This window comes from Acidovorax sp. LjRoot66 (genome assembly GCF_964253305.1).
Classification (GTDB): Bacteria; Pseudomonadota; Gammaproteobacteria; order Burkholderiales; family Burkholderiaceae_C; genus Acidovorax.
Window position 1 is genome coordinate 1 of the sequence record NZ_CAXUQU020000001.1, and the last position, 18725, is coordinate 18725.

The window sequence follows — 18725 nt, forward strand, 5'->3', positions numbered from 1 at the left end:
CGCCACCGTGGCACAGACCCGCAGCACCGAACCCGCTGGTTCGCGTGTGGTGACCTACAAGTCGACAGCTGACCGTGCTGCCGTGCGTGCCGCCGCCGCTGATGCCGTGCGCACCGGCCAGATTTCTTCGGGCGAAATCGGCTCGATGTAAATTCACGGTCAGGCACAAGCCTTCTCGCAAAGGCATGTGCATCCAATACAAACGGGCTCCCTTGGGAGCCCGTTTGTATTGTTTTGTACTAGTACAAATAGCATCAAGCGCGCATCAGCGCCTCGATCTCGTCCGCATCCACCGGCACGCCGCGCGTGATCAGCTCACAACCGGTGGCAGTGACGATGGCATCGTCCTCGATGCGGATGCCGATGCCGTGGAACTGCTCGGGCACGCCCTCCGCCGCGCGCACGTACAGGCCCGGCTCGATGGTCAGCACCATGCCGGGCTGCAGCACGCGGCTCGGGCGATTGAGGATGGTTTCGCCCGAGAGCGGGTCCTTGCGCTCGGTGGTCCTATCGGTCTCACCGGGTTCCACGTAGCTGCCGCAATCGTGCACGTCCATGCCCAGCCAATGGCTGGTGCGGTGCATGTAGAACGGGAAGTAGGCGCGCTTGTCGATCACGTCCTGCACCGTGCCCACCTTGTTGGCGTCGAGCAGGCCCAGGTCCAGCAAGCCCTGCGCCAGTACAGTGATCGTGGCGTCGTGCGGGTCGTTGAAGCGGGCGCCGGCACGGGTGGCGTCCACGGCCGCGACCTGGCTGGCCAACACCAGGTCGTACAGCGCGCGCTGCGGCCCGGTGAAGCGGCCATTGGCCGGAAAGGTGCGCGTGATGTCGCTGGCATAGCCGTCAAGCTCGCAGCCGGCATCGATCAGCACCAGCTCGCCGTCGCGCACGGGAGCGGCATCGGCGCGGTAGTGCAGCACGCAGGCGTTGGCACCGGCCGCCACGATGGAGCCGTAGGCCGGGTACTGCGAACCGCCATCGCGGAAGGCATGCAGCAGCTCGGCGTCGAGGTGGTATTCGCGCACGTCCTCGCCGGCACGCAGCATGCGGGCCGAGCGCTGCATGGCGCGGATGTGGCCCTGGGCGCTGATCTGGCTGGCGCGGCGCATGATGTCCTGCTCGTGCGCGTCCTTGATGAGGCGCATCTCGTCGAGCGGCCCGCACAGGTCCTGCTGCACGGCAGGGCACTGCGCGCCGTAGCGCACCCGCGCCCGCACGGCATTGAGCCAGCCTTCCACGCGCGCGGCCAGGCCGTTGTGGATGGCGTGCGGGTACCACACGCTCTGGCGGTTCTCGAGCAGGCGGGGCAGTTGTGCATCGAGCACAGCGCTGGAATGGGCCGCGTCCATCCCGAGCACACCAGGCGCCGCCTCCGGGCCCAGGCGGTAGCCGTCCCAGATCTCGCGCTCCAGGTCCTTGGGGCGGCAGAACAGCGTGCTCTTGCCCTCGGCCGTGATCACCAGGCAGGCACCGGCTTCGGCAAAACCGGTCAGGTAGTAGAAATAGCTGTCGTGGCGGTACAGGAAGTCGGTGTCACGGTTGCGCGGGTACTCGGGGGCCGTGGGGACGATGGCAATGCCTCCCGCACCCAACTGGGCAGCAAGGCGCGCGCGGCGCTGGGCATAGAGGGAATGCGAGGACGGTGAGTTCATCCGCCATTTTTATCGCGAATCGGCTGTCCCTCCTGGCCACAGGCCATCCACCTTGCAAACAGTTCCAAAAACCCAACAGCGCATCTGGCTGTTGACAAACGTATTCATATGAATACCATCGCATTCAAACCACTTCGGGATGGACGCCATGGTCACCACCTCCACCACGATGGAGCCCCTCTCCGCGCGGATACCGAGCGACCTCTACCTCTGGCTGGCGCAGCTGCAGGTGGAGGGTGCGACCACCAACAGCGACAAGCTGCGGGTGCTGCTGGGCCAGCTCAAGCGCCACCACGACGGTGCGCTGGACTACGTGGCCGCCCATGCCTGGGCGCGCGACACCACGGGCCGGTTGCGCGACTCCCTGGTGCGCACCGAGGGCCAGACGGGCCGGCATTCGGACGTGCTCAACGCCATGCTGGACCATGTCACGACCTGCCTGGCCATCGTCGTGAGCAATGCCCCGGCCTCGGAGCAGGAGGCCGCGCGGCTCGAAGACCTGCTGGTGCGCCGGGGCTTTGCGCTCAGTGAGATGCTGCTGCGCCAGGCAACCACCGCGCAGGCCAGCGCGTACGATCCAGGCGTCGTACAGCGCCATGCCGCCGCGACCCTGGAGCTGGCCCAGACCATTCAATCCCCTCTTTCGAAAGGAGCCTGAGATGGCAGATTCGCTCAAGACACGTGTCGGCCGCATCATCGTCGGCAGCGTGCATGCGCTGGTGGACCACCTGGAGAACCATGCCCCGTTGGCGGTGATGGAGCAATCGCTGCGCGAGGCCGACACCGTGATCGGCGAAGTGCGCCATGAGCTCGGCCGCACCAGTGCCAACCGCCACCTGGCCCAGCAGCAGCATGCCCACCTCAACGGACAGCACGGCAAACTCGCGGAGCAGATCGACCAGGCACTGGCGGCCGGCCGCGAAGACCTGGCGCGCGCTGCGGTGGCGCGCCAGCTCGACATCGAGGCGCAGATCCCGGTGCTGGAGACCACCCTGGCCGACTTCGCCCGGCAGGAGAGCGAACTCACGGGCTATGTGGCCGCCCTGCTGGCCAAGCAGCGCGAGATGGCCGATGCCCTCGAAGGCTTTCGCCAAAGCCGTGCCAGTGCGGCGCCAGCCCCCGCTGCAGCAGCACCGGGCAGCGCCAGCCCTGCCAGCCGCATGGACGCCGTCACCGGCGCCTTCGACCGCCTGTATGCGCGCCAGACCGGCCTGTCGGGCACCGACCGCAGCCACACGCTGGACCAGGCCGCCAAGCTCAAGGAGCTCGATGACCTGGTGCGCGACCACAAGATCGCCGAGCGCATGGCACGTTTGAAGACGGGCCAGCCGTGATCGTCGGCCTGTTCACCGCTCCGGAGACCTGGCCCTTCGGCGTGGCCTTTGCGCTCATCGTCGGCATCGCGCTGATCGAAGGCCTGGGCATGCTGGTCTCGCTGAGCCCGAGCAACTGGCTCGACGACCTGCTGCCCGACATCGACGGTGACACCGGACTGGACCGGGTGCTGGGCTGGCTGTACATCGGCAAGGTGCCCTCGCTGGTGCTGCTGGTGCTGTTCCTCATGGGCTATGCCATCTTCGGCTACAGCCTGCAGAAGGTGGCCCATGGCCTGCTGGGCGGCTACCTGCCCGTGTGGCTGGCGGGCCTGGTGGCCGTGGCGCCCGGCATGGCCACGGTGCGCAGCCTGGGCGCGCTGATCGCGCACATCATCCCGCGCGACGAGACCTCGGCCGTGAGCGAGATGTCGCTGATCGGGCGGCACGGCGTTGTCTCCGCCGGGGCGGCACGCCGAGGCCTGGCGGCCCAGGCGCGCGTGCGCGATGCCCATGGCCGCACCCACTACCTGATGGTGGAGCCCGACCTGGACGACGAGGTCTTCGACGAAGGCGCGCAGATCCTCATCGTGCGCAAGGCCGGGGCCTTCTACCGCTGCATCGCCAACCCGCACCCGGGCTTGATGTAGCCGCACATTCCCAGCAACATACCAACACCAACCGAGGGAGCCACCGAGAAATGACCAACCTGTTCGAACTGGGCGTAATCGCCGCCATTGCCCTGCTGGCGCTGCTGACCATCGGCATCGTCTTTGCGCGCCTGTACAAGCGCTCCACCAAGGAAACCGCCTTCGTGCGCACCGGCCTGGGTGGCCAGAAGGTCATCATGGACGGCGGCGCCATCCTGCTGCCGGTGTTCCACGAGCGCGTGCTGGTGAACATGAACACCCTGAAGCTCGAAGTGGTGCGCCGCGCCAAGGAAAGCCTGATCACCAAGGACCGCATGCGCGTGGACGTGACGGCGGCCTTCTTCGTGCGCGTCAAGCAGACCGAGGAAGCCGTGAGCATCGCCGCCCAGACCCTGGGCGCGCGCACCATGAGCCCCGAGGAACTCAAGGCGCTGGTGGAAGACAAGTTCGTGGACTCGCTGCGCGCCACGGCTGCCACGATGACCATCCAGGAGCTGCAGGACAAGCGCCGCGACTTCGTGCAGGCCGTGCAGAACGCCGTGGCCGAAGACCTGGAGAAGAACGGGCTGGAGCTCGAATCCGTGTCGCTGACCAGCCTGGACCAGACCGACAAGCAGTTCTTCAACCCCAACAACGCCTTTGACGCCGAGGGCCTGACGCGCCTGACCGAGCAGACCGAAGCCCGCCGCAAGCAACGCAACGACGTGGAGCAGGACACCGAGGTGCAGGTGCGCACCAAGGACCTGGAGGCCACGCGCCAGAAGCTCACCATCGAGAAGGACCAGGAGTTCGCCTCGCTGTCGCAAAAGCGCGAAATCGAGAACACCCGCGCCGAGCAGGCCGCGCTGATCGCCACGCAGCAAGCCGAGCGCAGCCGTGAAGCCGAGGCCGCCAAGATCGAGGCCGAGCGCCAGGTGAGCCAAAAGCGCATCGAGGCCGAGCGCGAGATCAAGGCCGCCGAGATCGAGAAGAACCTGGTGATCCAGACGCGCGAGATCGAACTGGAGCGCCACACCGAGACCAAGCGCGCCGAACAACGCAAGCAGGTGGAGATCGCGCGCCAGGACACGCAGATCGCGATTGCCAACAAGTCGCGCGAACAGTCCGATGCCGACGCCGCCGCCAACCTGGCGCGCGCCGAGGCCGTGAAGGCCGAGGAAGCCGTGAACACCGCGCGCCAGGTGGCCGTGGCCGAACGCGACAAGAACATCCAGCTGATCGAGGCATCCAAGGACGCCGAGCAGAGCGCCATCTCGGTCAAGGTCTCGGCATCGGCCGAGAAGGAGGCCGCCCTGGACCGTGCCGAGGCCATCACCATCGAGGCCCGCGCGCGCCAGGCGGCAGCCCTGGCCGAAGCCGAAGGCAAGCGCGCGCTGAACGAGGCGCTCAACACCCTGTCGGCCGCGCAGGTGGACCTGCAGGTGCGCAGCCTGCTGCTGCAGCAGTTGCCGCTGATCATCCAGCAGGCCGTGCGCCCGATGGAGAAGATCGACTCGATCCGCATCGTGCAGGTGGGCGGCCTGCCCGGCGGCTCGGGAGGCCAGGGTACGGGGCAAGGCGGCAGTGGGGCACAGGGCACCTTTCCCGAGCAGGTCATGAACTCGGCCCTGCAGTACCAGATCGCCAAGCCCATCGTGGACGCGGTGATGAAGGACGCGGGCCTGTCCAACGAAGGCATCACCGGCCTGGCGCACAGCCTGGCCGGCATGCTGGGCAACCCGCCGCAGACCGCGCCGGCGCCTGCCAGCCACGCCGCCGAGTGATCCGGTAGCCCGGCTTGGCCGGGCTCGGCGCACAGCCCCGCGTGGCTTGTGCGCCACGCAAAGCCCTGCAGCCAGGCGGCCCAGCCCATGGGCGTGGCAGACTCAAGCACCATGCTCAACCTGCTTGCGTCTCTGCTGAATTTCATCCTGACCATGCTGCTGCCGTTGCTGGGCCTGGTCTTGACCGCAGCCCTGCTGGCCTACGGCGTCTACGCACGCTGGATAAACGTCCCGCACAAGTGGCTGCTCACCCGGCGTGCACTCCAGGTGCTTTGCGCCGTGGCTTTCCTGTGCAATGCACTGATCGTGCTGCAGTGGTACCTGGCGAACAGTGCCCGGCAGGCGCGGCTCGACGGAGCTGTCGTCCGTGCCAGCCGGGAGCGGTTCGTTCTGCCGCAGGACTTTCAATACGGCGAGCTGCTGATCCCGGCGGGTAGCCTCGTCAACCGCAACGATCCGTTCGACAAGGGCGCGCCGGGCAAGCCGGTTGCATTGCATGGATTGGAATCGGTGCGCTTTGCGCAGCCCGTGGAGATTGCCGGTGCCTGGGCCAGCGCGCTGCAGACCACCCCCATGCGCCTGGAACTGGCGCAGGACCAGACGTTGGGCCCCGTCTACCGCTTCGACAGCAACACCCAGGGCTGGGTGGTGCACAAGCTCGTGCCCGCGCTGGCCTGCCGCAAGGGGCAGGTGGCCGTGTTCCAGGTACCGCCTATCCCCTACGACGTGCAGGCGGAAGTCGGCAAGCCTGCGCCCGATGGGCCCGAGGCGCGCTTTCGGCCCAGCGAATGGCTGCTGCGTGCCTGCGAGAACGGCCCGGCCATCACCGTGCAACCCGCCCATGCGGGAACCCCCAGCCCGGGGCAGTGAGCCTCTGGTTCAGCGGTTGAGTTCTGCCAGACGCTCGGGGGTACCCACGTCGGTCCAGCGGCCGTTGTAGAGCGAGGCGCCCACGCGGCCCGCGTCCATGGCCCGGCGCAGCAGCGGCGCCAGAGCCGCCTTCTCACCCCCGGGGTTTCCGACCGGAATGTCGCACCAAGGCGTGAAAAATAGCTCTGCATGCAGCAGCGCGATGGTGCTGTAGGTGTAGCGCGGCGCTGGGTCATCGGCCGGCAGGTTCAGCGCCAGCCCCTCGGGCGACATGCCGAAATCGCCGCGTGGATGGTGCTCCGGGTTGGGCACCAGCCACAGGTGGGCCAGCTGCCTGCTGGCCTTGAAGGCTTGCACTGCCTTCGCATCGAACACGAAGTCCGGCACGTACACGTCCCCGGCCGCGAGCCAGAACACGTCCGACTCCACCAGCGGCAGCGCGCGCGCAATGCCACCCGCCGTCTCCAGCGCGCCGCCGAAGTCGCGGCCCTCGCGGGAGTAGGCGATCTCGATCCGGTGGTTGCCCCGGCGTGAGTGGTGCGTGCCGAAGGCGGTGCCACAGTGGGCTTCGATCTGCTCGCCCAGCCAGGCGGTGTTGATCACCACCTCGCCCACGCCGGCCTCTGCCAGGGCCTGCAGGTGCCATACCAGCAGCGGCTGGCCCTGCACTGGCAGCAGGGGCTTGGGGGTGGTGTCAGTCAGCGGGCGCATGCGCTCGCCGCGGCCGGCGGCCAGCAGCAGGGCCGGGACCTGGGCTGCGGCGCTCATGCGGAGGCCTCCATCGCGGCGACACCCACGGCACCGCGCTGCAGCGCGTGGCGCTGCACGCTGGCGGGCTCGAACAGTGCCAGCAGCGCATCCATGAGCGCGCGCGCCTTGCCCGAATGGTCGGCGCCAAAATTGCAGACGTAGACGTCCAGCGTCACGGCGCGCTGCTCGGGCCAGGTGTGCACGCACAGGTGCGATTCGGCCAGCAGCACCGTGGCGGTGACCCCGCCCGGCCCCTGCTCCGTGGCGGGAAACCCATGGAACAACTGGCCCACGGGCTGCAGGCCCGCAGCGCGCACGGCGTCCGTGCAGGCACGGCCCAGGGCGGCGGCGTCCAGCAGCCATTCGGGGGCGCAGAGGCAGCCATGGAGATCGGCGGTGAGGTGCAGTCCTTGCATGGCTTGCACTGTAGTGCATTGGCGCTTGCCGTGGCCGGTTGGCGGGGTTCCCCGAGGCCTGCCGGCAGGGCCAGGGGCGCGCACCGGTAAAATGCCGGGTTTCCCCTGAACCTCCCCCACCCGGAGCCGCCCTTCCATGGTCAACACCCTGCAAAACCAACCAATGGCAAACGCGATCCGCGCGCTGGCCATGGACGCCGTTCAACAAGCCAACTCAGGCCACCCCGGCGCCCCGATGGGCATGGCCGACATGGCCGTGGCCCTGTGGGGTCGCCACCTCAAGCACAACCCGACCAACCCCCAGTGGTTCGACCGCGACCGCTTCGTGCTGAGCAATGGCCACGGCTCCATGCTGCTGTACGCGCTGCTGCACCTCACGGGCTACGACCTGCCCATCGGCGAGCTCAAGAACTTCCGCCAACTGCACAGCAAGACCGCCGGCCATCCCGAAGTAGGCATCACGCCCGGCGTGGAAACCACCACCGGCCCGCTGGGCCAGGGCATCACCAACGCCGTGGGCTTTGCCCTGGCCGAGAAACTGCTGGCCTCCGAGTTCAACCGCGAAGGCCATGCCGTCGTGGACCACAACACCTACGTCTTCCTGGGTGATGGCTGCCTGATGGAAGGCATCAGCCATGAGGCCGTGTCGCTGGCCGGCGCCTGGAAGCTCAACAAGCTGATCGCGCTGTACGACGACAACGGCATCAGCATCGACGGCCAGGTCGCCCCCTGGTTCGCCGACAACACGCCCCTGCGCTTCGTGGCAAGCGGCTGGAACGTGATCGGCCCCATCGACGGCCACGACGCCGAAAAGGTCACGGCCGCCATCGCCGAAGCCAAGAAGCAGGGCGAGCGCCCCACCCTGATCGTCTGCAAGACGCACATCGGCAAGGGCAGCCCGAACCGCGCCAACACCGCCAAGGCCCACGGCGAGCCCCTGGGCGCCGAGGAAATCGCGCTGACCCGCGAAGCCCTGGGCTGGAGCCACGAACCCTTCAGCATCCCTGACGACGTGTACGCCGCCTGGAACGCCAAGGACACCGGCCAGGCCGCTGAAGCGACCTGGAACGAGCGCTTTGCCGCCTACACCGCCGCCTTCCCCGAGCTGGCTGCCGAGCTCACACGCCGCATGCAGGGCCAGTTGCCCGCCAACTTCGCCCAGGTGGCCGTGGACACCGTGATCGCCGCCCATACCAAGGGCGAGACCGTGGCCAGCCGCAAGGCCAGCCAATTGGCACTGGAAGCCTTCACCGCCGCCCTGCCCGAGCTGCTCGGCGGCAGCGCCGACCTGACCGGCTCCAACCTCACCAACACCAAGAGCACGCCCAACCTGCGTTTCGACATGCAGGGCAACGTGGTCAAGACCGAAGTGGCCGAAGGCCAGAAGATCGGCGGGCGCCACATCAACTACGGCGTGCGCGAATTCGGCATGGCCGCGATCATGAACGGCATTGCGCTGCATGGTGGCTTCATTCCGTACGGCGGCACCTTCCTGACCTTCAGCGACTACAGCCGCAACGCCATCCGCATGGCCGCGCTGATGAAGCAGCGCGTGATCCACGTGTTCACGCACGACTCCATCGGCCTGGGCGAAGACGGCCCCACCCACCAATCGGTGGAGCATGCCGCCAGCCTGCGCCTGATCCCCAACCTGGACGTGTGGCGCCCTGGTGACACGGCCGAGACCGCCGTGGCCTGGAGCGTGGCGCTGACGAACAAGGACAAGCCGACCGCCCTGCTGCTCTCGCGCCAGAACCTGCCCTACGCACCCAAGCGCGACCTGGGCGACATCAGCCGCGGCGCCTATGTGCTCAGCGAGCCGGCCGACGTGGGCCTCAAGAAGAAGGCCGTGGCGGTGATCATCGCCACCGGCTCCGAAGTGCAGTTGGCTCTCAAGGCCCAGCGCCTGCTGGCCGACCGCAAGATCGCCGTGCGCGTGGTCTCCATGCCGAGCAACACGACCTTCGATCGCGAAGACGCCAAGTACAAGAAGTCTGTGCTGCCAGCAGGCATCCCCCGCGTGGCGGTGGAAATGGGCGTGACCGATGGCTGGTGGAAGTATGGCTGCGCCGCCGTGGTGGGCCTCGATACCTACGGCGAATCGGCTCCGGCACCGGTGCTGTTCAAGCACTTCGGTTTCACCGAAGAGAACGTGGCTGCCACCGTGCAGGCCGTGCTCAAGGGCGGCCGCTGAAAGGGCGCGGCGAGGCGGAAACGTAACATTGTGCAAACAAGCAGAGGTTTCGCGTGACTTACCGCACGTTGGAGCCTCTTTGCCTGCTTGACGCCTTTCCATGTGGCCGGCACGCTAGTCGTTTTCATTGACGTCCCCCTTTTTTGAAGGAGCTGCCATGATCCCGACCCTGTTCCCCCGCAAGTCGCTGGCCGCATTGGCCGTGCTGTCGCTGGCCTGCCTGTCGGCACAGGCCCAGGTGGAGATCACCGATCCGCCAGCGGGCCACAATTTCGGCAAGGTCCCGCTCAATGCCACGTTTTCCACGCAGTACTTCTCGGTGTTCAACCGCAGCAGTGCGCCGCTGCAGCTGGGCACGTTGATTTCCAGCGGTGCGGCCCTGGCGACCTGCGCTGGCATTGGCTGCCCGGTCGTTGCGCAGGGGGACTTCCTGATCCCGGCCGGCTCGGACGGCTGCTCCAACGCCGTGCTGCAGCCCAACCAGGGCTGCTCGACTCTGGTGGCCTTCACCCCCACCGCCCCCGGGGCGCGCATTTCCCAGTTCATCGTCCAGTCGCGCGCTGGCGGGGCGCTGGCGACGTACCCGCTGCACGGCACGGGCATCTCGACGCCGCTGGACTGCGTGCTTGACTGGGCCGAGAAAAGCTTCCCGCAGCTGCTGACCACGCCCACCGGCACGGCCACCGTATCGCCTTTCCAGTTGCGCTGCTATGCCAACGGCACCATGTGCCTGGGTGCCGACACGGCCGTACCCACCTTCGACCAGCCCAGTGTCTACTTCTACCAGACGCAGCCCACCCCCTCGGTGCAGCGCCTGGGATACCTCTCGACATTCGCGCAGGCGGCGCAGTGTCAACCATGATTCCTTAACGTTTGGAGAACCTTGGAAATGACGATCAAGATTGGCATCAACGGCTTTGGCCGCATCGGCCGCAACGTGCTGCGCTCCGCCATCCAGAATTTCAGCGACATCGAAGTCGTTGCGATCAATGACCTGCTGGAGCCCGAGTACCTGGCGTACATGCTGCAGTACGACTCGGTGCACGGCCGCTTCAAGGGCGAAGTCTCGGTGGAAGGCAATACGCTGATCGTCAACGGCAAGAAGATCCGCCTGACGCAAGAGCGCGATCCCGCCAACCTGAAGTGGAACGAGGTCGGCGCGGACGTGGTGATCGAATCCACGGGCCTGTTCCTGGACAAGGTCACGGCCCAGAAGCACCTGGACGCCGGCGCGAAGAAGGTCATCCTGTCGGCGCCTTCGAAGGACGACACCCCCATGTTCGTGTACGGCGTGAACCACACGAGCTACAAGGGCGAGGCAATCGTCTCCAACGCCTCGTGTACCACCAACTGCCTGGCCCCCGTGGCCAAGGTGCTCAACGACAAGTGGGGCATCAAGCGCGGCCTGATGACCACGGTGCATGCTGCCACCGCCACGCAAAAGACGGTGGACGGCCCCTCCAACAAGGACTGGCGCGGCGGCCGCGGCATCCTGGAGAACATCATCCCTTCGAGCACCGGCGCTGCCAAGGCCGTGGGCGTGGTGATCCCTGCGCTGAACAAGAAGCTGACCGGCATGTCCTTCCGCGTGCCCACCAGCGACGTCTCCGTGGTCGACCTGACGGTGGAGTTGGAGAACCCCGCCACCTACGAAGAGATCAAGGCCGAGATGAAGGCCCAGTCCGAAGGCGCGCTCAAGGGCGTGCTGGGCTACACCGAAGACAAGGTGGTGGCTACCGACTTCCGCGGCGACACCCGCACCTCGATCTTCGATGCCGACGCCGGCATCGCGCTCGATGGCACCTTCGTGAAGATCGTCAGCTGGTACGACAACGAATGGGGCTACTCGAACAAGTGCCTGGAAATGGTGCGCGTGGTGGCCAAGTAACCCGCTTCCGCTTCTGATCAAGGCCGGCAGCCCGCAGGGGTTGCCGGCTTTTTCTCGTGCGGTGACCAGCCATTGCGCACCAAAGTCTCCTGCCCGCAGTGCGCGCACACCTCCAATACGCAGGCTGGCGTGATCTACGGCACGCCAGCGCGTGGCAACCGACTTGACGCCGCGGGACGGCAGAGGCACGCTTGGCATCTTCCCCGACTTCTTCCCAAGGAATTGCCATGATCCCACCCCTGTTCCTCCGCAAGTCGCTGGCCGCACTGGCCCTTCTATCGCTGGCAGCCGTGTCGGCGCAAGCGCAGGACGTGCTGATCTCCGACCCGCCGCAGGACCACACCTTCGGCAAGGCCGCTCTCAACTCCACCTTCGCGACGCAGTATTTCTCGGTGTTCAACCGCTCCAGCGCAGCGGTGCAACTGGGTACCGCCGGTGTGGACAGCGCCCTGGCCACCTGCGCAGCCCTGGGATGCCCCACCATTGCCCCAGCCGACTTCATGATCCCGGGCGGCTCCGATGGCTGCAGCAACGTCGTGCTGCAGCCGGGCCAGGGCTGCTCCACCCTGGTGATCTTTTCCCCCAAGCAGCCGGGCTCCCGCCTGGCGCGCCTGGTCTTCCCAGTGCGCGGCGCAACGGCCGTGACCCGCACGGTGACGGGTACAGGCCTGGCCCAGCCCACCGACTGCGTGCTGGACTGGGCAGAAAACTCCTTCCGCTCCATTTTGACCAGCCCGACGAGCACCATCACTGCGCCGCCCTTCTACCTGCGCTGCTACGCCAACGGCGCGATCTGCCTGGGAGCCGATGCCGCAGTGCCGTCCCTTGACCAGCCCAGCGTGTACATCTACCAACCGCAGGCGACGCCAGCGGTTCAGCGCCTGGGGTTTCTCTCAACATTCGCACAGGCAGCGCAGTGCCCGTGACCCCGCCGGCCGCGTAGCAGCCCCCTGAACAAGCAGGCCGGTCACGCCCTCCAGAGGCGGCCGGCCCTTTCTTGCCGCGCCCGGCAGCGCCCTCAGGCCCCACCTTGCAGCAGCCGCTCGAAGAGATCCTCAGGCCCCATCTGCCCCCCCTTGAGCATGATCTCCAGGCCGTCGAGCGCCAGGTGGTCGCTGTGCAGCTGGCACAGCGCCACGCCGGGCGACAGCGAGGCCCGGTACGACAAACCCCAGGCCGCGAGCGACTGCACCGCGAGACTGGAGGTGTCGCCCCCGGCGATGCCGATGCGGCGCAGCTCCACCTGTGCCAGCACACGTGCCAGCACTCGCCCGCCGGCCTGCGCCACGGCGTGTGCCGTGGCACCGCCGGATGCGCTGCCCGCAGTCACCGCCAGCACGCTGCGGCCATCCCGCAGCAAGGCAGCCAAGCGGTCGGCCATGGCCTGTGCAGCGGCATCGCCGCCCTCGACCAGGCTTGCCACATCGACGGGTACCGTCTCGTACGAAACGGCCATGCGCACCTGCTGGGCGGTCACCGGCGACAGGCTGCCCGCCAGCACGAAGACAGGACCCTGGGCCGCCGCCAATGGCCGTGCGTCCATCGCAGCCGCTGCGCGCGGCCACTGTGTCGCCAGGGCCTGCACCACGCTGCTCGGGCCCACCGCCAGCAGGCGCGCCTGCTGCGCCCGGCGCCACACCAGTTGGCCCACGGCCTGCAGGTCCTCGGGGCGGCTGGCATCCATCAGCACGGCAGCGGGGTGCCCCGCCAGCATGGCATCGAGCGCCGCCTCCTGGTGGGCCAGCGGCTGGGCGTACAGCGGGTAATCGATTCCAGGCACCGGTTGCAGGGCCTGCTGCGCCAGGTGCAGGCGCAGGTCGCTCTCCTGCATGGGCGTGACCGGGTGGCGGCTCATGGTGGGGTGCCGATCAATGCGATGCACCGCAGGGTCGCTCCCTGCGCGGGCGAACAGGTTACCGAACACGCAGTAGCGCCCCAGGCTGGGCTGGCCGCCGACGATGGGGACGAAGCGGTTCTCCACATGCTGGCGCAGCGTGTGTACCGCCACGCCGATGCTGCCCACCTGCGGCGCGCTATCGAAGGTGGAGCAGACCTTGTAGTGCAGCACCGGCACGCGCATCTGCGCGAAGAAGCGGCCCACGGGCTCCAGTTCGGCGCGCATGGCCTCGGGGTCCATGGCGCGGGCCGCGCCGGCGATGCCGATGGCATCGAGCGGGCCTGCGCGCTGCAGTTGCACAGACGTGGGCACGCCCATGAACAGCAGGGCACGCAGCCCCGCCTGGGCGGCCGTGGCCAGGGTGTCGGTGGCCCCGGTGAAGTCGTCGCCGTACCAACCCAGCCGGGCGGTGGATGCAGCCATCATGCGCTGGTCTCCACACTCAGGCCTTGGCGCCGAAGAAACCGAGCGCGCGCTGCAGCTCGGGAGCGTGCCGGGCGAAGTGGTCGAGGGGCGTTCCCGCCGCCACCGCCTCCCAGGCCTGCTGGATGCTTGCCACCCCGGCTGCGGGGCCATCGGGGTGGGCCAGGATGCCACCGCCCGACATGAAAAGCAGGTCGGTGCTGCGCAGGCGCTCCCAGGTCAGCGGCACGGTGCCGGCCCACTGGCCGTTGGAGACGGCGGGCATCACGGCATCGTCCAGGCCCAGCGCAAGGGGGGCCAGCGTGTCGTGGGCCGACTCGACCACCTCGTCGTCGGTCTGCGAGAACTTGCCTTGCAGGCCGTGCACATGCATGTGGTCCACTCCCGCCAGGCGCCACAGGGTCTGCCAGGCCTGGAACGAGAAGCCCAGCAGCGGGTGCCGCGACAGCGCGCCATAGCCGTTGCGGTGGCCATGCAGCGCCAGCGGCGTATGCCGGCGCAGGGTCTGCACAGCCGAGTAGCCGCACCAGTTGAGGCTGGCCATCACGCAGCTGCCGCCCTCGGCCTGCACCAGGTCGGCGTGGCGGCGCATGGCGTCCGTCTCGTCGGTGACGTTGAAGGCCACCATGACGTGCTTGCCCGTGCGGTCCTGGTGCGCTCGCACAGCGCGCATCACGGCCCTAACGCGCTCCTGCAGCGGGGCATGCACGGGGTCGGCGCACACCTCGTCGTCCTTGATGAAGTCCACGCCCGCCGCGCACAGCCGGGCGGCCAGCGCCCCGGTCTCCTCGGCCGACAAGCCCACGTTGGGCTTGACGATGGTGCCGATGAGCGGGCGCCCCTGCACCCCCGTGAGCGCACGGGTGCCCGCGATACCCTGGCGCGGCATGTCGAAGCGTGTGCGGTATTCCGCAGGCAGGTGCAGTGATTCGAGTCGCAGACCCGTGACCTCGCCCAGGTCGAACAGGTTGCCCGACACCGTGGCCGCCAGCGTGGGCAGGTTGGCGCCCACATTGGCCACCGGAAAGCGGACCCGAATGCGCGCACGCCGGAACGGCCCAGCCAGGGGCTTGCCGGCTGAGGCACGGCGCTCCAGCCAGCCGTTGGGCAGGCTGGGGGCAGCCACGGATTCGAGCTCCTCGATGGACTCCACCATGGCGCGCGCGCGCTCACGCAGCGCATCGGTCTCGCCCTCCACACGCGTGAAGGTGCCGCACGACTGCTCCCCCGCCAGTACCTCCGCCACGTGGGCCGGGTCCAGCGGCGTCTCGATCAGGTAGGTGGCTTCGAAATGCTGGGCGTCCATGGGATCAGAGGGTGTTGAGGTCGGGGAAAGGCCGCACCGGGTCGCTGCCGTCCCAGCCCTTGGCCGCCTCGCGGATCAGCGTGAACAGCCGGCCCTTGGGCCCCGCCACTTCGGACAGCTCGATCAGCGCACCGGGGTGAAGCCCCGGGTGCTTGCCGTCCTCGAAGTAGACGAAGCGGCCGTTCTCGCCCACCTCGCCGCTCATGCAGACCTTGAAGCCCGCGGCCTCGGCCCGCGCCAGGTCGGCGTCGAAATCCTCCGTCCAGTACGCGACGTGCTGGCCGCCCACATGGCCGGCCTGCTGGAAGTCGCGGTACATGGAGGGCACGTCGTTGCGCGTCTGCAAGAGCTCGATCTGCACGCCACCCGCGTTGGCCAGGGCCACGGAGTTGTGCGGTTCATGGCGCTCGCCGCGGTAGGTGTAGTTTTGGATCGGCACGCGCGGGTTGTAGTACCAAGGCCCGACGCCCAGTACGTTGGCCCAGTAGTCCATGGCGGCCTCGATGTCGGGCACGAGGTAGGCCACCTGGCGGATCTCACCAAAGAATCGGCTCATGGTTTGCGTCTTTCAGAAAGGGAAGGAGGGCCCGGCGCACGCAGCGGCCAGACCAGGGGGACTGGATGGAATGCGTTACTTGGTCAGAAAACCGGTGGAAAACCATGGGATCGCAGCCACGATGACCAGGCCCACGAACAGCGCCATGACGTAGCCGCCGATATGGGACAGGCCCTCGTTGGGGTGCACCTTGCTGATCGCGCAGGCGCCGTAATAGCCCACACCGAACGGCGGCGCGAAAAGGCCGATGCCCATGGCGAAGATCACCACCATGGCGTAGTGCACCTCGTGGATGCCAACGGCCTTGGCAATGGGAAATAGCAGCGGCCCGAACAGCACGATGGCCGGGATGCCTTCGAGCACGCTGCCCAGCACCACGAAGGCAATGATGGAAACCGCCATGAAGCCCCAGGCACCTCCAGGCAGCTGCTTCATCACCTCGGCCAGGTCGTGCGAGAAGCCCGACTGCGTGAGCCCCCAGGCCATGGCCGTGGCGCAGCCCACGATGAAGATGATGGCGCCGGTGAGCGAAGCGGTCTCGATGAGCATGGGCCGCAGCCGGCGCCAGTCGAACTGGCGGTGGATGAACAGGCCCACCAGCACAGCGTAGACGATGCCGATGGTGGAGACCTCGGTCGCCGTGGCAACGCCCTCGACCACGGCCGCGCGGATCACGAACGGCAGCGCGATGGCTGGCAAGGCCGTGACCAGGAAGCGCACGATCTGCGCACGGCCGAAGCGCTGCACCTGCGACAGGTCTTCACGGCGGTAGCGCCACCAGACCACAGCGCACAGGCAGGCCCCCACCACCACGGCCGGCAGCATGCCGCCCGTGAACAGCGCCGCGATGGACACGCCCGTGACCGAGCCGATGGTGATCAGCACGATGGAGGGCGGTATGGTTTCGGTCTGCGCGCCCGTGGCCGACAGCAGCGCCACCAGGTCGCCGGGCTTGGCGCCGCGCTTTTGCATCTCGGGGAACAGCACCGGCGCGATGGCCGCCATGTCGGCGATCTTGGAGCCCGAAATGCCCGAAACCAGGTACATGGCACCGATCAGCACATACGACAGCCCACCGCGCACGTGGCCCAGCAGGCTGGCCAGGAACTGGATCATGGCGCGTGCCATGCCGGTCATCTCGATCAGCGCGCCGAGGAAGATGAACAGCGGCACGGCCAGCAGCATCAGGTGCGACATGCCTTCATCGAGCCGGCCCACCAGCACCGGCATGGGTGCGCGCGTGGTGAGCGCCATATAGCCGAAGGTGGCCAGTGCGAACGAGAAAGCGATGGGCACGCCCGCGAACACGCAGGTGGCCACCACCACGACGAAGAAGATCACCAAATTGAGCTTGCCCAGCGGCGGGAACACCGGCTGCGCCAGCCAGAAGGCCAGCACCAGCGCGCCCACCGTGGCGCAAGCCGCCAGCATCACGGCCAGACCGCCCTCGCGCAGCATGCGCAGCGTGCACACCAGCAACATCAGCGCCATGCCCGCCGGCAGCGCCGAGGCGCGCCAGGCGTTGCTGATCTCCAGCGCCGGCGTGACGATCACGGCCTCTTCGGCCGCGTACTCGTACGCGTGGTGCAGGATGAGCAGCAGGAACGCGAACGACGCGGCCATGGCCAGCGCCTCCAGGTAGGCGCGCGCCGCCGGCGGCACCTTGCCCACGAAGGCCGTCATGCGCATGTGCTCGCCGCGGCGCAGTGCCACCACCGCGCCCAGCATGGACAGCCACAGGAACAGGATCGAGGCCAGCTCGTCGGACCAGACCAGGGGTGCGTGGAACACGTAGCGCGACACGACACCGCAGAACAGCAGGCAGATCTCCACCAGCACCAGCAGCGCGGCGGCGGACTCCACCACCGCGCCGATGCCCCGATCCACGGGACCGAGCGCGGCACGCCAGCCCGTGGGAACGGGGGCGGACACGGCAGCTGCGAGCATCAGGACACCTTGCCGACGGAGGCTTCCAGCAGCGCCCAGGCCTCGTCGCCGAACTTGCCCTTCCACTCGGTGTAGTAACCAGCCTTGCGCAGTTGCTCACGGAAGCTTTGCGGGTTGGCATCGTTGAAGGCCATGCCCTTGGTGGTGAGGTCGCTGCGCAGCGTCTCGTTGAGTTTGGCGAGGTCGGCGCGCTGCTGCAGCCCGGCTTCATCGAAGGCCCGGCCCAAAATCAGCTTGAGGTCGTCCGGCAGGCCGCGCCAGGCGCGTCCGTTGACGACCATGTGGTAGCCGTCCCAGCTGTGGTTGGTGACCGAGCAGAACTTCTGCACCTCGTAGAGCTTGGCGGTCTGCACGATGGCCAGCGGGTTCTCCTGCGCATCCACGACCTTGGTCTGCAGGGCCGAATACACCTCGCTGAATTGCAGGCTGGCCGGTGATGCCGACAGCGCCTTGAACATCGAGATGCCCATGGGGCTCACGGGCACGCGGATCTTCATGCCGCCCAGGTCGGCCGCACTGCTGACGGCCTTGGTGCTGGTGGTCACCTGGCGAAAGCCGTTGTCCCACATGCGCGGGAAGGTGTACAGGCCCACCTTGGCAAAGGCCGCACGGATGCTGTCGCCCAGCTTGCCATCCACCGTCTTCCACACCTGCTCGTAGTCGGCGAAGGCGAAGCCCAGGGCCGTGATGGCGCTGATGGGCGCCAGCGTGGCGATCACCATGGTGCCGGCGTTGAAGATCTCGAGGCCACCGCTGCGCACCTGCGAGAGCATGTCGGTGTCGCCGCCGAGTTGGTTGTTGGGGAACACCTTGAGTTCGAGCCGCCCTTTGCTCTCGGACAGGATGCGCGCCGCCGCCTCGTTGGCGCGCACGTTGAGCGGGTGCGACACAGGCAGGTTGTTGCCGAACTTGAAGCTGTACTCCGGCGCAGCAGCGCTCGCCAGCCCCGGCCAGGCGCCCGCGACGGATGCGGCGGGCAACGCGCACAGACCGCGCAGCAGGCTGCGGCGCGAAGATGAGTGATTCGAATGGGCCATGGTCTTTGTCTCCTGTCTTTATGGAATCGTTGGAATCGGCACGCGCGGGGCGGCTCGTTCAAG

At 67.7% G+C, this 18725-nt stretch carries 17 protein-coding genes and 1 pseudogene; 10 read left to right on the forward strand and 8 right to left on the reverse strand.

Annotation, left to right across the window (positions count from 1 at the left end; all coding sequences use genetic code 11):
• Nucleotides 1–151: pseudogene (locus ACSQ3Y_RS00005) on the forward strand (DUF4148 domain-containing protein); the annotation flags it as partial.
• Between the two features lie 103 nt (nucleotides 152–254).
• Here ACSQ3Y_RS00005 and ACSQ3Y_RS00010 read toward each other — a convergent pair.
• Nucleotides 255–1652 carry an aminopeptidase P N-terminal domain-containing protein gene (locus ACSQ3Y_RS00010; protein WP_436176030.1) on the reverse strand — a complete coding sequence of 466 codons (1398 nt, stop codon included), beginning with the start codon at nucleotides 1650–1652 and terminating at the stop codon, nucleotides 255–257.
• Nucleotides 1653–1800: 148 nt separating this feature from the next.
• On the opposite strand from ACSQ3Y_RS00010, the gene ACSQ3Y_RS00015 reads away from it, so the two are divergent.
• The 5 genes from ACSQ3Y_RS00015 to ACSQ3Y_RS00035 all read left to right on the forward strand — a co-directional run bounded on the left by ACSQ3Y_RS00015 (nucleotide 1801) and on the right by ACSQ3Y_RS00035 (nucleotide 6248).
• Complete coding sequence (locus tag ACSQ3Y_RS00015; RefSeq protein ID WP_057200840.1) at nucleotides 1801–2310, forward strand: hypothetical protein; 510 nt, start codon at nucleotides 1801–1803, stop codon at nucleotides 2308–2310.
• 1 nt (nucleotide 2311) lies between these two features.
• The gene (locus tag ACSQ3Y_RS00020) at nucleotides 2312–2986 is read left to right on the forward strand and encodes a PspA/IM30 family protein (protein ID WP_436176031.1); all 675 of its coding nucleotides are present in this window, start codon (nucleotides 2312–2314) and stop codon (nucleotides 2984–2986) included.
• Nucleotides 2983–3615 carry a YqiJ family protein gene (locus ACSQ3Y_RS00025; RefSeq protein WP_057267231.1) on the forward strand — a complete coding sequence of 211 codons (633 nt, stop codon included), beginning with the start codon at nucleotides 2983–2985 and terminating at the stop codon, nucleotides 3613–3615. The genes ACSQ3Y_RS00020 and ACSQ3Y_RS00025 overlap by 4 nt, the downstream gene beginning before the upstream one ends.
• A gap of 50 nt (nucleotides 3616–3665) precedes the next feature.
• On the forward strand, nucleotides 3666–5378 hold the full coding sequence (locus ACSQ3Y_RS00030) for a flotillin family protein (RefSeq protein ID WP_436176032.1): 1713 nt from the start codon (nucleotides 3666–3668) through the stop codon (nucleotides 5376–5378).
• Between the two features lie 111 nt (nucleotides 5379–5489).
• A complete protein-coding gene (locus tag ACSQ3Y_RS00035; RefSeq protein ID WP_436176033.1) occupies nucleotides 5490–6248 on the forward strand; it encodes a hypothetical protein in 759 nt (252 codons plus the stop codon).
• A gap of 9 nt (nucleotides 6249–6257) precedes the next feature.
• Here ACSQ3Y_RS00035 and ACSQ3Y_RS00040 read toward each other — a convergent pair whose 3' ends face one another.
• Together ACSQ3Y_RS00040 and ACSQ3Y_RS00045 are read right to left on the reverse strand one after the other, a co-directional pair.
• Nucleotides 6258–7016, reverse strand: a complete 759-nt coding sequence (locus tag ACSQ3Y_RS00040) for a nucleotidyltransferase family protein (RefSeq protein ID WP_057267230.1) — start codon at nucleotides 7014–7016, stop codon at nucleotides 6258–6260.
• On the reverse strand, nucleotides 7013–7414 hold the full coding sequence (locus ACSQ3Y_RS00045) for an S-adenosylmethionine decarboxylase family protein (protein WP_057267229.1): 402 nt from the start codon (nucleotides 7412–7414) through the stop codon (nucleotides 7013–7015). Before ACSQ3Y_RS00045 ends, ACSQ3Y_RS00040 begins: the two co-directional genes overlap by 4 nt.
• A 136-nt stretch (nucleotides 7415–7550) precedes the next feature.
• Here ACSQ3Y_RS00045 and tkt point away from each other — a divergent pair, with 136 nt between their 5' ends.
• The 4 genes from tkt (at nucleotide 7551) to ACSQ3Y_RS00065 (ending at nucleotide 12422) form a co-directional block, all read left to right on the forward strand.
• Nucleotides 7551–9608, forward strand: coding sequence for a transketolase (gene tkt, locus ACSQ3Y_RS00050; protein ID WP_436176034.1), 2058 nt, complete (start codon nucleotides 7551–7553; stop codon nucleotides 9606–9608).
• 157 nt (nucleotides 9609–9765) lie between these two features.
• Complete coding sequence (locus ACSQ3Y_RS00055) at nucleotides 9766–10470, forward strand: hypothetical protein (RefSeq protein ID WP_057200739.1); 705 nt, start codon at nucleotides 9766–9768, stop codon at nucleotides 10468–10470.
• Nucleotides 10471–10497: 27 nt separating this feature from the next.
• Nucleotides 10498–11496, forward strand: coding sequence for a type I glyceraldehyde-3-phosphate dehydrogenase (gene gap / locus ACSQ3Y_RS00060; protein WP_057200738.1), 999 nt, complete (start codon nucleotides 10498–10500; stop codon nucleotides 11494–11496).
• A gap of 227 nt (nucleotides 11497–11723) precedes the next feature.
• Nucleotides 11724–12422: a hypothetical protein gene (locus ACSQ3Y_RS00065; RefSeq protein ID WP_436176035.1), complete on the forward strand. Its 699-nt coding sequence runs from the start codon at nucleotides 11724–11726 to the stop codon at nucleotides 12420–12422.
• A 92-nt stretch (nucleotides 12423–12514) separates the two neighbouring features.
• Here ACSQ3Y_RS00065 and ACSQ3Y_RS00070 read toward each other — a convergent pair whose 3' ends face one another.
• From ACSQ3Y_RS00070 to ACSQ3Y_RS00090, 5 genes are all read right to left on the reverse strand, one after another.
• A complete protein-coding gene (locus ACSQ3Y_RS00070) occupies nucleotides 12515–13819 on the reverse strand; it encodes a four-carbon acid sugar kinase family protein (protein ID WP_057267225.1) in 1305 nt (434 codons plus the stop codon).
• Nucleotides 13820–13835: 16 nt separating this feature from the next.
• Nucleotides 13836–15122: a ribulose-bisphosphate carboxylase large subunit family protein gene (locus tag ACSQ3Y_RS00075; RefSeq protein ID WP_436176036.1), complete on the reverse strand. Its 1287-nt coding sequence runs from the start codon at nucleotides 15120–15122 to the stop codon at nucleotides 13836–13838.
• Between the two features lie 4 nt (nucleotides 15123–15126).
• Nucleotides 15127–15678, reverse strand: coding sequence for a VOC family protein (locus ACSQ3Y_RS00080; RefSeq protein ID WP_057200735.1), 552 nt, complete (start codon nucleotides 15676–15678; stop codon nucleotides 15127–15129).
• Between the two features lie 75 nt (nucleotides 15679–15753).
• Entirely contained in the window at nucleotides 15754–17625 is a 1872-nt protein-coding gene (locus ACSQ3Y_RS00085) for a TRAP transporter large permease (RefSeq protein WP_057200734.1), read from the reverse strand.
• Entirely contained in the window at nucleotides 17625–18662 is a 1038-nt protein-coding gene (locus tag ACSQ3Y_RS00090) for a TRAP transporter substrate-binding protein (protein WP_057200733.1), read from the reverse strand. The genes ACSQ3Y_RS00085 and ACSQ3Y_RS00090 overlap by 1 nt, the downstream gene beginning before the upstream one ends.
• Between the last annotated feature and the right edge of the window lie 63 nt (nucleotides 18663–18725).

Excerpts from the sequence above, each read along its gene's own strand:
- gap (WP_057200738.1), top strand. The coding sequence starts at position 10,498 with ATGACGATCAAGATTGGCATCAACGGCTTTGGCCGCATCGGCCGCAAC.
- ACSQ3Y_RS00040 (WP_057267230.1), bottom strand. The coding sequence starts at position 7,016 with ATGAGCGCCGCAGCCCAGGTCCCGGCCCTGCTGCTGGCCGCCGGCCGC.
- ACSQ3Y_RS00055 (WP_057200739.1), top strand. The coding sequence starts at position 9,766 with ATGATCCCGACCCTGTTCCCCCGCAAGTCGCTGGCCGCATTGGCCGTG.
- ACSQ3Y_RS00075 (WP_436176036.1), bottom strand. The coding sequence starts at position 15,122 with ATGGACGCCCAGCATTTCGAAGCCACCTACCTGATCGAGACGCCGCTG.
- ACSQ3Y_RS00020 (WP_436176031.1), top strand. The coding sequence starts at position 2,312 with ATGGCAGATTCGCTCAAGACACGTGTCGGCCGCATCATCGTCGGCAGC.
- ACSQ3Y_RS00090 (WP_057200733.1), bottom strand. The coding sequence starts at position 18,662 with ATGGCCCATTCGAATCACTCATCTTCGCGCCGCAGCCTGCTGCGCGGT.
- ACSQ3Y_RS00065 (WP_436176035.1), top strand. The coding sequence starts at position 11,724 with ATGATCCCACCCCTGTTCCTCCGCAAGTCGCTGGCCGCACTGGCCCTT.
- ACSQ3Y_RS00045 (WP_057267229.1), bottom strand. The coding sequence starts at position 7,414 with ATGCAAGGACTGCACCTCACCGCCGATCTCCATGGCTGCCTCTGCGCC.
- ACSQ3Y_RS00080 (WP_057200735.1), bottom strand. The coding sequence starts at position 15,678 with ATGAGCCGATTCTTTGGTGAGATCCGCCAGGTGGCCTACCTCGTGCCC.
- ACSQ3Y_RS00010 (WP_436176030.1), bottom strand. The coding sequence starts at position 1,652 with ATGAACTCACCGTCCTCGCATTCCCTCTATGCCCAGCGCCGCGCGCGC.
- tkt (WP_436176034.1), top strand. The coding sequence starts at position 7,551 with ATGGTCAACACCCTGCAAAACCAACCAATGGCAAACGCGATCCGCGCG.
- ACSQ3Y_RS00085 (WP_057200734.1), bottom strand. The coding sequence starts at position 17,625 with ATGCTCGCAGCTGCCGTGTCCGCCCCCGTTCCCACGGGCTGGCGTGCC.
- ACSQ3Y_RS00070 (WP_057267225.1), bottom strand. The coding sequence starts at position 13,819 with ATGATGGCTGCATCCACCGCCCGGCTGGGTTGGTACGGCGACGACTTC.
- ACSQ3Y_RS00030 (WP_436176032.1), top strand. The coding sequence starts at position 3,666 with ATGACCAACCTGTTCGAACTGGGCGTAATCGCCGCCATTGCCCTGCTG.
- ACSQ3Y_RS00035 (WP_436176033.1), top strand. The coding sequence starts at position 5,490 with ATGCTCAACCTGCTTGCGTCTCTGCTGAATTTCATCCTGACCATGCTG.
- ACSQ3Y_RS00015 (WP_057200840.1), top strand. The coding sequence starts at position 1,801 with ATGGTCACCACCTCCACCACGATGGAGCCCCTCTCCGCGCGGATACCG.